Source organism: Streptomyces sp. NBC_00859 (assembly GCF_045161865.1).
Taxonomy (GTDB): domain Bacteria; phylum Actinomycetota; class Actinomycetes; order Streptomycetales; family Streptomycetaceae; genus Streptomyces.
The window spans coordinates 7,729,665-7,740,785 of record NZ_CP108826.1; the positions used below are offsets into that span (position 1 = coordinate 7,729,665).

The 11,121-nt window shown below is 68.3% G+C and carries 12 protein-coding genes and 1 pseudogene; 8 read left to right on the plus strand and 5 right to left on the minus strand.

The window, feature by feature from the left end:
* Positions 1 to 60: 60 nt before the first annotated feature.
* From OG584_RS34100 to OG584_RS34120, 5 genes are all read left to right on the plus strand, one after another.
* On the plus strand, positions 61 to 969 hold the full coding sequence (locus tag OG584_RS34100) for a class I SAM-dependent methyltransferase (RefSeq protein WP_405783619.1): 909 nt from the start codon (positions 61 to 63) through the stop codon (positions 967 to 969).
* Between the two features lie 330 nt (positions 970 to 1,299).
* Complete coding sequence (locus OG584_RS34105; protein ID WP_405783620.1) at positions 1,300 to 1,788, plus strand: DUF4265 domain-containing protein; 489 nt, start codon at positions 1,300 to 1,302, stop codon at positions 1,786 to 1,788.
* 142 nt (positions 1,789 to 1,930) lie between these two features.
* On the plus strand, positions 1,931 to 3,097 hold the full coding sequence (locus OG584_RS34110; RefSeq protein WP_405783622.1) for a ThiF family adenylyltransferase: 1,167 nt from the start codon (positions 1,931 to 1,933) through the stop codon (positions 3,095 to 3,097).
* Positions 3,094 to 3,729: a GNAT family N-acetyltransferase gene (locus OG584_RS34115; protein WP_405783624.1), complete on the plus strand. Its 636-nt coding sequence runs from the start codon at positions 3,094 to 3,096 to the stop codon at positions 3,727 to 3,729. Before OG584_RS34110 ends, OG584_RS34115 begins: the two co-directional genes overlap by 4 nt.
* 143 nt (positions 3,730 to 3,872) lie before the next feature.
* Positions 3,873 to 4,646 carry a restriction endonuclease gene (locus tag OG584_RS34120; protein WP_405783625.1) on the plus strand — a complete coding sequence of 258 codons (774 nt, stop codon included), beginning with the start codon at positions 3,873 to 3,875 and terminating at the stop codon, positions 4,644 to 4,646.
* A gap of 203 nt (positions 4,647 to 4,849) precedes the next feature.
* Here the strand turns inward: OG584_RS34120 and OG584_RS34125 are convergent, their stop codons facing one another.
* The 4 genes from OG584_RS34125 to OG584_RS34140 all read right to left on the minus strand — a co-directional run bounded on the left by OG584_RS34125 (position 4,850) and on the right by OG584_RS34140 (position 8,005).
* Positions 4,850 to 5,308 carry a hypothetical protein gene (locus tag OG584_RS34125; protein WP_405783626.1) on the minus strand — a complete coding sequence of 153 codons (459 nt, stop codon included), beginning with the start codon at positions 5,306 to 5,308 and terminating at the stop codon, positions 4,850 to 4,852.
* Positions 5,309 to 5,747: 439 nt separating this feature from the next.
* Positions 5,748 to 5,903 (minus strand): DUF6131 family protein, encoded by a 156-nt coding sequence (locus tag OG584_RS34130; RefSeq protein WP_405783628.1) that lies wholly within the window; start codon positions 5,901 to 5,903, stop codon positions 5,748 to 5,750.
* 61 nt (positions 5,904 to 5,964) lie between these two features.
* Positions 5,965 to 7,209, minus strand: coding sequence for an FUSC family protein (locus OG584_RS34135; protein WP_405783630.1), 1,245 nt, complete (start codon positions 7,207 to 7,209; stop codon positions 5,965 to 5,967).
* A 145-nt stretch (positions 7,210 to 7,354) separates the two neighbouring features.
* Entirely contained in the window at positions 7,355 to 8,005 is a 651-nt protein-coding gene (locus OG584_RS34140; protein WP_405783632.1) for a type III effector protein, read from the minus strand.
* 126 nt (positions 8,006 to 8,131) lie between these two features.
* Between OG584_RS34140 and OG584_RS34145 the strand changes: the two genes are divergently transcribed.
* Complete coding sequence (locus tag OG584_RS34145) at positions 8,132 to 8,566, plus strand: Hsp20/alpha crystallin family protein (RefSeq protein WP_405783634.1); 435 nt, start codon at positions 8,132 to 8,134, stop codon at positions 8,564 to 8,566.
* Between the two features lie 296 nt (positions 8,567 to 8,862).
* The gene (locus OG584_RS34150) at positions 8,863 to 9,297 is read left to right on the plus strand and encodes a DUF2267 domain-containing protein (RefSeq protein ID WP_405783636.1); all 435 of its coding nucleotides are present in this window, start codon (positions 8,863 to 8,865) and stop codon (positions 9,295 to 9,297) included.
* 648 nt (positions 9,298 to 9,945) lie between these two features.
* Here OG584_RS34150 and OG584_RS34155 read toward each other — a convergent pair.
* Positions 9,946 to 10,728 (minus strand): maleylpyruvate isomerase family mycothiol-dependent enzyme, encoded by a 783-nt coding sequence (locus OG584_RS34155; RefSeq protein WP_405783638.1) that lies wholly within the window; start codon positions 10,726 to 10,728, stop codon positions 9,946 to 9,948.
* Between the two features lie 155 nt (positions 10,729 to 10,883).
* On the opposite strand from OG584_RS34155, the pseudogene OG584_RS34160 reads away from it, so the two are divergent.
* Positions 10,884 to 11,018: pseudogene (locus OG584_RS34160) on the plus strand (RNA polymerase sigma factor SigF); the annotation flags it as partial.
* Positions 11,019 to 11,121: the final 103 nt, after the last annotated feature.

Here is an 11,121-nt window from a genome sequence, read left to right on the forward strand (position 1 = left end):
GTAGATCCGGCATGCGTGTGTGCCGCTGCAGGCGGCCCCATCTCACCCCCAGGAGGACACGTGGCCGGCACAGCGCACCGGGGCACCGGCGTGGAAGGTGTGGAGGCGGGTGTCGGACTGACCGCTCTCATGGTCGCCGCCGCACGGGCGATCGAGACCCACCGCCACGACACCCTGGCACGGGACCTCTACGCCGAGCACTTCGTGCTCGCCGCACCGGCGTCCGCCGGCTGGCCGGTCCGCATACAGCAGGTCCCGGACGGGGACGCGAACCCGCTGTGGGGACGGTTCGCACGTTACTTCGGTCTGCGCACGAGGGTCCTCGACGACTTTCTTCTGCGGTCGGTGCACACGGGAAGCGCCCGCCAAGTGGTCCTGCTCGGGGCGGGGCTGGACTCACGGGCATTCCGGCTCGGCTGGCCCGCGGGGTGTGTGGTCTTCGAGGTCGACAGGGAAAGCGTGCTGGCGTTCAAGCACACGGTCCTCGAGGGACTGTCGGCCACCCCGAAGGCAGCGCGCGTACCCGTCCCCGTCGATCTGCGTGGCGACTGGGCCACAGCGCTGGCCTGCGCAGGCTTCGATGCCGGCGCACCGAGCGTCTGGCTGGCCGAGGGGCTGCTGTTCTACCTGCCGGCTGCCGCCGAGAGGCGCCTCATGGACACGGTGGACCGGCTGAGCACGCAAGGCAGCTCTCTGGCGTTCGAGGTCAAGCTCGACAAGGACTTGCTGGAATACCGCGACAGCCCGCTGTACACCTCGACGACACAGCAGATCGGCATCGACCTGCTCAGCCTGTTCGACACAGAGCCGCGCCCGGACTCCGCGGGTGACCTGACGTGCCGGGGCTGGTCCACGTCGGTTCACACCCCCTTCGACTTCACCCGTCATCACGGGCGCGGCCCACTGCCCGAGGACAATGACGCCTTGGCCGGCAACCGATGGGTGTTCGCGGACAGGCCTCGCCCGTAACGCTGCTGCCGGGGCAGGGGCCCGATTTCGCCGGACCGGCCGGTCCGGCAGCTCCCGTGCAGGTGGGCCTGGACGGCCCGGTGATTGCACACAGCACTCCACCGGAGACCGAACCGCAGGGGGCCAACGCCCGACGCGGCGCCGGCCTCGGTACTCAACACCGGCTTGTGGAGCACGTGTTCGTTGTACTGGTTCCGCCGCCCGCGGATCCGCTGGGAGATCCGCGATGGCATCCACGAGGCCTTCCTCGCTTGGGGCCCGCGCCCTCATCTGCCGCCGACGACTGAACGTGACCCGCCGTGTTCCAGCAGCGGGCGCTGATGCAGGATCTTGAGGTCGCGATCCGGATCCGAGAGGCACCCCATCACCATCATCACGCACGAGGACCCCATCGGCCGGGGCCTCGCCAACTACATGATCCACGCTGACCTCTCGGACCGGCAGTTCGGCTGGCGCGAGCAGTTGTGGACCCGCCGGCTGGACGAGAACAGGTTCGAGGTGACCTGTTTGCCCTTCTTCACCTTAGGAATCTGCTATCTCGACGTGGTGACCATCGACAGCAACCATCTGGTGACCTCGGTGGTGCAGAAGTCCGGCCACCGGACCTTGCGCGTCGCCCTCGCAGTGGAACACCTGGACCGGGATCGGCTGCACGAACTCGTGCACGGCAAGGTCGTCGAAGCGGCTCTGCCGCACGAGTGGCTTCAGGGCACCTACCTCTCAGTGGACCTTCCACCCGGCGCTGACCCGGCAGCCCTCACGGAGGTGCTGAAAGCACCCGCCCAAACCGGAGCCCTCCACTGGGAGATCGACGCCTGACCGGGCTCGAACGTTCATTCCGGCAGGAGTTCTTAGCCCGAACAGGGGGAGTGAAGGTGGTGAAAGGCCGCGCATGTTTTCGAGCGTGCGCGCCCCGTCTGTGAGCCGTTTCCAAGATCGCGTGCTGCTACCTTCCATGCTCGTGATCAATTCCGATATTCCCGTTCCGCACGTTTCGCAGCCGCGCAACGAGCCGCGGAATCCCGCGCAGGACGACGCCCATCCGGTCCTCTTGCACCTGACGAAGACCGCCGACCGGGCCCGCTTCGAGGCACTGCTGGCCTCCGGCGCCGTGCGCGAGACGCATGACCGTATCGACGGCCAGCTGGAGGAACTGGTGCGCTGCCTGCGGCCCGGCGCCCCTCTGTCCGACGCTCAACTGGCGTCCGCCGTGGGCGAGGTGTGCGTCCCCGCGGACCGGAGCAGCTACGGCACCTGGGTCTGGTATCCGTGGTCCAGGAGGCTGGTCCACGTCCTGCCTGAGCCGGACTTCCGCCGCGTGCGCACCGACCGCAACCGCAATAAGATCAGCATCGCCGAACAGCAGCACCTCCTCGGCACCCGGATCGGTGTGATCGGCCTGTCCGTCGGCAGCAGTGCGGCGCTTACGTGCGCGATGGAAGGCGTAGGAGGATCGTTCCGCCTGGCGGATTTCGATCACCTGGGGTTGAGTAACCTCAATCGGCTGCGAGCCGGTGTCCATGACCTCGGTGTTCCCAAGACCGTGCTGTGCGCCCGGCAGATGTACGAGATCGACCCTTATCTGGATATCGAGTTGTGGAGTGAGGGCGTCACCGAGGACACCCTTGAGGGTTTTTTCGGGGATGCGCAGCATCCTCTCGATCTCCTGGTGGAGGAGTGCGATACGCCGTGGGTCAAGGCTGCGGCACGTGAACACGCCCGTTCCCGTCGTGTCCCGGTCCTGATGGACACCAACGACCGCGGGATGCTGGACGTCGAGCGTTTCGACGAAGAACCGGGCCGCGCCCTCTTCCACGGCCGTTCCGGGGAGCTCACCGCGCGGGATGTACGCGGCCTCGGCCCGGCCGCCACCATGGCGTACCTGCTCCAGGTCTGCGACGAGAGCCGGCTGAGCGCTGCGATGACCGACGCGCTGGGCCGGATCGGAGAGAGTCTCCGCAGCTGGCCGCAGCTGGCCAGTGGTGTGATGCTCGGCGGAGCGCTCGTCACCGACACCGCGCGGCGGATCCTGCTGGGCAGGCCCGTGCGCTCCGGCCGCTACTACGTCGACCTCGAAGAGCTGATCGGTACGGCCCCTTCCCGTGCCGGAGTCGGAGCCCTCACATGACCCACCTGCCCGAACTGCACGGCCACCACCTCTGGTTGCGAGAGATGCGGGCCACGGACCTCGGCCCGTTCGAACGGATCCATACCCACCGCCTGCTGACCCGGTTCCTCGGCATGGACCGCATGGATGCCCGCCAGGCCCAGGACGCCTTCGCCCAGTGCCTCGCCCAGCCGTACGCGCACCCGCGCCGCAAACACACCATGGCCGTCTGCGTACCCGGCGAAGACACCATGGTCGGCACGATGGGGCTGCTCGTCGAGGAGTACGGACGCAACGCCATGCTCACCAGCCTGGTCCTCCTGCCCGGCGCCCCTCTCAGTGGCCAGGGTCATGAGGCGGGCCGGCTTCTGATGGCCTACGGCTTCGCCCGGCTCGGTCTGCACCGCATCTGGGCCGGCCACCGTGCCGACCACCCTCGTATGAGGGACGTCATGCTCGCCGCCGGTCTGCACCCCGAGGCCACGCTGCGCCAGCTGTTCCACACCCAGGGGACCTGGCATGACGTCACCACCTACTCGACTGTGGCCCCGGAGTGGATCCCCCAGGCCAGCACCGCCGAACGACTCATCCTCGACGGTGAGATCTCTACGGCCCGCGAAACGCTGAACACAACGGGCTTCCCCGGGAGCTGATTCCTGGCCGCCGGGGGCCCGGAGGTATCGCAACCCCTCGCACACTCGGGCCCCTGGGCGCAGCCCCCACCTTATTGATCATGGATTGGGCCGATCGGGGCACACGTCCACCCAAGAGGTCGCGACGATGTGGAGGAGGCCCGGTGCTGATACGGGAGACCAGGAGTAACCCCGGCCGCCCCCGGGCGGCGGGGCCGCTGCCCCGGCCGGTTCTTGCCCTCGCGCTGGCGGGAGCCCTGCTCTGTGCCGCCGCCCTGCTTTTTGTACGCTTCGCACACTGGGCGGGGGCACATCCGCTCGCTGCCGTACTCCTCGCGTTCCTCGCCCTTCCCGTGCTCTATACCGTGTTCCGCGCCATGCCCGGAGCCCGCGAACTGCGCCGCGCCGCTCGGGCGGGGATGGCTGGGGCCGGCGGTGCGCCCACTGCTGCGGCGGCCCCGCCCGTCGAGGCCTTCGCGCCCACCGTGCCCGTCAGGGCACGCGACGGGCACACCGCGGTACTGCCCGGACCCGGCCCTGACTTCGCGGCCCTGGACCCCGACGGGTTCGAGGCGGCTGTCGCCGCACTGTGCGAGCGAGATGGCTGCCGCGATGTCGAGGTCGTCGGCGGCGCCTGTGACCTCGGCGCCGATGTCCTGGCGACCGCACCCGACGGCCGGCGCGTCGTCGTGCAGTGCAAGCAGTACGGTCCCGCACACAAGGTCGGCTCCCAGGACCTGCAGCGCTTCGGCGGTACCTGCTGGTCCGTGCACGGGGCGCAGCTCGCCCTGGTGGTGACGACCAGTCAGCTCACGGTGCCGGCCGCGGAGTACGCCGCGGAGTGCGGTATCCGCTGTGTGGACGGCGCCTGCCTCGCGGCGTGGGCGGAGGGTTCGGGGCCCGCCCCTTGGGGGCCCGCGATGGTGGACGGGGCCTGAGCCCAGAAGAATGCCTGACAGAGCGTCAAGGAGCTCTTGAACACCTGAAGAGCCCCCGGCCCAATGTCACTGGCATCCCGTGCCGGTGACCGTGATGAGGCGTCCCCGTCGCCTCGCGTTCGTAGACCTACCACCGTGGTCTCGTTCCTGATGGGGCGCCGGCCCTCCAGGGGTGCAGGTGGCGTCGAGGGTCAGATTGTGCTTCACGGTGTGCAGATCATTGCCTCGTTGCTATCTGCTCGGTGGTCCGTTGCGTCGGTCTGGGCGGCCTGGTCGAGTAACAGGGCGTATTGGCGGGAAAGTTCGAGGCGAATTCGCCGCATCTCAGCGAAGCGGCGGTTCTGGCTCAACTTCCGTGCAAGTGCGGCTCTGAGTGACGGGTTGGCGGCTGCCGGGTGGCGCGAGAAGCAGACCGAAAAATGACACACCGAACCGTCAAGCGCCTGGCTGACGCCGCCAGACCGGAACACATCCGGCTGAAGGAAGTCCTGGCCAACTGCCCTGAACTCGAAGCCCTCACCGGCCACGTCCGGTCCTTCGCCGAAATGCTCACCGAGCGCCAAGGCCACCGTCTCCCGTAATGGCTCGACGCCATCCGCAGCGACGACCTGCCCAGCCTTCGCACCCTCCCGGCCCGGCATCCTCGACGAAGCTCTGGCCATCAGCGCACCACTGCCAGATACCAGCGGCCAACACACGCACCGTAACCGGTCACGAAATCCGTGCCAGAGCCAGAGCGGCAACGTCGTCGTTTGATGGAGGCGGAGGCCCGGTCCCTCGGGCATGGCGGGATCAGCGCAGTCGCCCGCGCCGCTGGTGTCCGCGAGCGGACGGTGTCGACCGGCAGGTACGGGCCTCGTGTCCCCGTACCTGCCGAAGCAGCCGGGCCAGCACAACAGGCCGCGGAAGGCGGCCGACCTCATCCGCACGTCACGCACGAGCTGTCCTCCCCCGAGCGGCGCGCAGCCGACCCGAGAGCTCGGCGGACGACTGGCACGGGGAATCCAACGGCCGCTCAGGAACCGCGGCTCGTTCATCGCGGGTTCCGTCCTGGGCCGTCCTGGGGCTGCATCTTCTTCCGAGCCGATCTCTCGGCTCGTTTCACCAGTAGTGCCTGCGTCCTCCGACTGCACGGCCCACAGCACCCAGAATCCACAAGACGGCTCCGACAACGGCCAGGATGATTCCGATGGTCCACAGAATGCCCAGCCCGGTCACCAGACCGGCGATGAGGAGAATGACTCCTAGGATGATCACGACGAATCTCCCATCATGGATCGCCCGCTCAATAAATCAATAGTGCACCCTTTTTGTGTTTTCAGTTCTCGGAGGACTGCTGCTGCACGGAGTGGTCGACGCCGTGTTGCAGGACGTCGCAGGTGTACTGGAATTCGTCCGTCAGCCGGGCTGCTTCCGCCAGGAGAATGCCGTAGGGGCAGGACGGGTCGCTGATGCGCAGTGAGCCGGCCTGGGCGTCCTTGGCGAGCCGTTGGTAGACCTCTTGTGCGTCGCTCGCGGCCTTGCACAGTTGCTGGGCCTGGTCCTTCAGCCGGTCTTCGTCGATTTCGCCGAAGAGGCTGGTGATCCGGGCGAGGGCGGCCAGCAGGTCTCCGTAGGCGTGGTAGAAGTGCTGTTGGTCGTGACCGGTGCGCTCATCGGTGTCCTGCTCCTGGTCGAGGCTTCGGGTCATCGACGCCAGCTGGTAGGACACGCGCTCCAGAGCGTCGATCACGGCCTGGTAGCCGTCGAATGTGGTGTGGTGGCCGTGCTTGCGCCGGAACAGGTGGCGGGGGTTGTAGTAAATGCTCTCCCTCGCGGTGTTCATCGAGGACTGCGCCTGCGTGACGATGGAGCCCAGGGACGCGGCGCGTTGGCGCCACTGTGCGGTGCGTTCCTCCTCCAGCCCCTCTTCTTCCCTCAGGGCGGGGTAGATGTCGCTGATCAGGTCGCACAGCGACTGCGCAAGGGTGTGAATCCCGTATTCAGCGCTGCGGTAGCGCAGTGGCGGCAGCACGAGCAGGTTGACCAGGACACCCACTCCGCATCCGATGAAGACGAGCAGGATGATCTGGCCGAGCTGGGTGAGCGCCTGTCCCGAGCTGGACGCGGATACGTAGGTGGAGAACGCAAAAAGGGCCGCTGTGGCCACCTGGGAGCCCTGGGAGCCCAGCGGTCGCCATCGGCCGATGGTCAGGGCGACCAGCGCCACGAGGGCGAACGTCAGTAGATCGGGGCCGGCCAGCAGGCCGAGCACGGCCTGCAGTGCCACACCGGCCGAGACGGCACCGACGTAGCGGAGCGCCTGTGTCACTGACTGGTACACCGTGACCTGCATGATCAGGATCGCGGAGAAGGGGGCGAAGGCCGGGGACGTCGCGTGCATCACGTCGTAGGCGATCACCCAGGAGATGGTGGCGGCGAGGGTGCTCTTCCCGATCAGTTCCAGGGTGTGCCGCTCGTGACCGTCCGAACCCGCAGCCCGGCGCAGCCACTGCCTCACCCTGGCGGGCCGGCCCTGTGCCGCTGCCCGGGTCCTTGGCGGCGATGCCGCTGACTGTGCCATTCCCATCTCCTGATCAACGCCGTATTCCGTTCGGTTCCCCGACTACCCCGCCTCCCGCGTTCGCAGCCATATGCGAGCAACCACCCGCAAACGCCCTGTGCGGCCACCACTCAGTGGAACAGGCATGGACTCCATCAGCCCACTTTCAGTGGTCGTCGCTGCCGGCCTGGCGCAGTCGGTCGGCGTTGTGGGTGATGGTGTCGACGCGGTCGGCGAGATCGGGGTGGCGGGCCGTGAGGTGGGCGTGGGTGTCCGCGAGCGGGTTGATGAGGTTGGCGGCGTCGTTGTCGGCGAGGGCCTCGGTGAGATTCGCCTGGAGTGTGTGCGCCGGCGCGGGGAGATCGGTGAGTGCGCTGATCTGGCCGGAGAGCTGTCGCAGGTCAGCGGCGTTGTCCCGGGCCCAGGCGGTGACGGTGCGGTCGGCGGCGCGCCGATTGCGGGTGGCTTGTACGCGTTGTTCGCCGGTACTGCCGGGGGCTCCGGGGCGCACACGCAGATAGCGCCGCTCAGCAGCTTGCCGACTGGCGACGCCCAGGGGGTGGGCCAGGTCGGCCCAGCTCGTACCGGCCGCCCGCGCTGCCTCGATCAGCCCGGGTTCCCATGCGCTGAGCTGTTCGCGCAGTTCCCGCAGCATGAGCAGGGCAGACAAGGCCTCCTCCGAGCTGGCCTGGCCGTCTTGGAGGCGGAGTGGGGCCGGGGCGTTCTGGGCGGTATGCACGGCGTCGCCGATGGTGTTCAGCGCTGCTGCCGCGGCGTGGAAGGAGGCGGGTTCGCCGCCGGGGGAGGTCGTGTTCATGGACGCTCTTTCTTGATGTCACCCTTCAGGTGACGCTTCGCTTGTCATCGTCTGGATGACATGTTACAACGGTGGCACACGAAGCGCATTGGCAGTTTCTGCCAGACCTGTGGAGGTGTTTTCGCGATGTTGATGCGCACTGACCCGTTCCGCGAACTCGACCGGATCGCGCAGCAGTTGACGGGCGCGACGGGCACTTGGTCCAGGCCGTCGGCGATGCCGATGGACGCCTACCGGGAGGGTGAGGAGTACGTGATCGCCCTCGACCTGCCCGGGGTCGCGAAGGACGCGATCGATATTGATGTCGAGCGGAACATGCTCACCGTCAGGGCCGAGCGCCGGCCGGCGGTGAAGGCGGACGACGTGCAGATGGAGCTCTCCGAGCGGCAGCTGGGTGTCTTCTCCCGCCAGCTGGTGCTGGCCGACACCCTGGACACCGAGCGCATCACGGCCGACTGCGACGCAGGGGTGCTGACCCTGCGCATCCCGATCGCCGAGCGTGCCAAGCCCCGCAAGATCTCGATCGGTGAGCAGCCCGCGCACCAGGAAATCAGCGGCTGAGAGGCCGGTATCCCGGCTGTGCCGACGTCGGAGGACGGGCATCGATCCTTGGCCCCACGCCGATCCCGTCCTCCGGCATTCCGTCGGCATTCCGTTCCGCGAGCTATGTGCAGCGACCCGTCCGCCGCATCCGGCCCCCGGGGGCTACGGCATCCTCTGCGGTCGTACCTGAGCAGATCTGGGCGCAGAACAGGGCCGACAGCCTCACCCGGGGGAGCCGGGCGGGCCGACACCCATGCCAGTAACTCTTCCTGTCAGCAAAGACGCCCTTGAATGAGAAAGGCGATCACTCCGCTATGTTCCCGCTGCGTGAACCTGCCGCCGCCCGGACAGACACGACGTTTCACCAGATGCTGGAGAAAATCCGCTACGAAGGCGCGTATCCCACCCGCGAGCGTGCCGAGGACGTCACGCGCGCCGTGCTGGCCGCTCTGGGGCGTCAGCTGACCGGCGACGAGCGAGTCGACCTCGCGGCCCGTCTTCCTTTCGAGGCCGCCCTTGTCTTCACCAGCCAGGTCCCCGACAGCCAACCCCGCACCGGGTGGAACTTCGTCAAGGACCTGGCCACCCGCACAGGCGGCACGCCGGCGACGACCCGCTGGGACACCGGAGCCGTCCTCGCCACCGTCGCTCACTTGGCAGGCCCCGGCCTCATGGACCGCATCCTCGCCCAACTCCCGTCCGGATGGGCGCTGCTCTTCGGCCGCGCGGAACTCATCCAGGCCGCATGACCGCCTTGTGCGGGAGGCACAGGGCAGCTGCCGTGCCTGGATGACCGATTCCAGGCCGTCGGTGGGCACAGGCAGTCAGCGATCGCACGCCGGGCCGGTGTGCTCGTTGTGCCGGATGGCGGCGGTCAGCGCGAGGATTCGCCGAAGCACGCGGACCATCGCGCCGCCGGGGGTGCGGCACTCGACTGGTTTGGAGACCACCACCCACACGTCGTCGGTCCACAGCGCGGTGTGTCCGTGGCCAACTCGTGCATGACGTGCCGGATGAGCCTGCCCGCCTTCCGCAGCCTCTCGTTGTAACCGGGGGGCTTCGGCAGGTACGGCAACAGGTGCGTCAGATGGGCCCGTGCATGCCGGAGTCAACGGGCCCCGGAGGTGTAGCCGAGCACGGCCCGCATCATCGACAGTGTCACCAGTTCGGTATCGCTGAGCTGCGGCGTTGGCCCCTACGGGGCGAGCTGCGGCGAACCCATCAGCAGGTCGGTCCTGGCGTAGAGCGCGGTCGCGGGGGAGTCCATATCGGACGTCACCACCTGACTGTGGACTCCCTCGTCGTCGTGCGCGCAGCCAACGCCCGGAATTCGACCATCCGTTTCGGTGCGAGTCCGTTCGCGATTCAGCGGCAGGTGTGTACGCGGTGGCGCGTCGTCACGCCCAGTCCTCCGGTTCCCAGGCGAGGAGCAGGTCGAGCAGCTCCGGGTCCCCGTCGAGTCGCAGCGAGTCCACCGGAACGCGGTTGTACAGCCAGAGGACCAGATCACTGGCCGTGCCGCGAATGGAGAGGCCCGCCGCGTCCGGGTCCTCGCCGGCAGCCGGCAACCGGGTGGTCCGTGCACCGTCGCCGTCGACCGTGAGGCGCCAGGAGCGGCCCTCAATGGCGTGGATGTCGAAGGCGGTGGGCTTGTGCGGCCAGGCACTCGTCGTGAAACTGGCGATGAACAGGTTCTCCTCGACCCCGTCGAGCGCCACGTCGGCATGCAGTGCGGTCGACTCGCCCACGGTGAGGTGGACATCGTAGGTGTGCACCGCGATCTCCTGGATCTGGTGCCGGGCGACGCCACCGGCGGTGTGCGGCGTCTGCGTGTAACCCCAGCCGGTGAAACAGCCCTGGTCCGGACCGGCCTCCCGCAGGGCCGCCAACATCAGCTCGGTCGAGGCGGCCAGCCAGGCCGGCACGGCCTCGCGCTCCTGCGGCGCGACCGCGTCACCCTGGGCCGGGGTCCTGGACGTGGCGTCCGGCCCGGCGGCGACGGTGGCGGCCCAGCGGCGGCGGCCCTCGCCGATGTGCTGCACCAGGTCGAACAGCGTCCACCCGGGGCAGGTCGGCACGGGCAGATCGAGGCTGGGCGCGGCGGCTATCGCGGCGCGGAAGGCCGTTGCCCGTTCGTCGATCAGCCGCAGCAGATCGGGAAACTCCAGAGTCTTGTGCACAGCGCTAGTTCTACCAATCGATTCGTTTGCCCGACAGCGGTTTTCCCGGCCGGTACGGCGGGCAACTCCGGCCAGGGCGAGCCCACGCTCGGGCTTCCGCTGCGCCACAGCCGAGCCCCGCGTCCCAGGCGGTTGTCGCAAGTCCGGCGGTTGGCGAGCTACCGCCGGTCGAGGGCCCATTGGAGGTGGCGCCGAAGGATGCGCGGGCCCTGAGCAAGGTGTCCTTCGACCGGTTGCACGTACTGGAAGAGGGCACGCACGAGTACCAGTACGCGCGGAACACGCTCATCGCTGTCCCCGATGCGCGTCTCGCGCTTGCTGACCCGAACGCTGACCGGACTCCGCGAGGGATGCCCGCCCAGGACTGCGTTCTCGTGCCCCGTCTTCATGTGA

Coding starts and splice junctions, on each gene's coding strand:
- OG584_RS34135 (WP_405783630.1), bottom strand. CDS start 7,209: ATGGCACAGTCAGCGGCATCGCCGCCAAGGACCCGGGCAGCGGCACAG.
- OG584_RS34115 (WP_405783624.1), top strand. CDS start 3,094: ATGACCCACCTGCCCGAACTGCACGGCCACCACCTCTGGTTGCGAGAG.
- OG584_RS34150 (WP_405783636.1), top strand. CDS start 8,863: ATGTTCCCGCTGCGTGAACCTGCCGCCGCCCGGACAGACACGACGTTT.
- OG584_RS34140 (WP_405783632.1), bottom strand. CDS start 8,005: ATGAACACGACCTCCCCCGGCGGCGAACCCGCCTCCTTCCACGCCGCG.
- OG584_RS34125 (WP_405783626.1), bottom strand. CDS start 5,308: ATGGCCAGAGCTTCGTCGAGGATGCCGGGCCGGGAGGGTGCGAAGGCT.
- OG584_RS34145 (WP_405783634.1), top strand. CDS start 8,132: ATGTTGATGCGCACTGACCCGTTCCGCGAACTCGACCGGATCGCGCAG.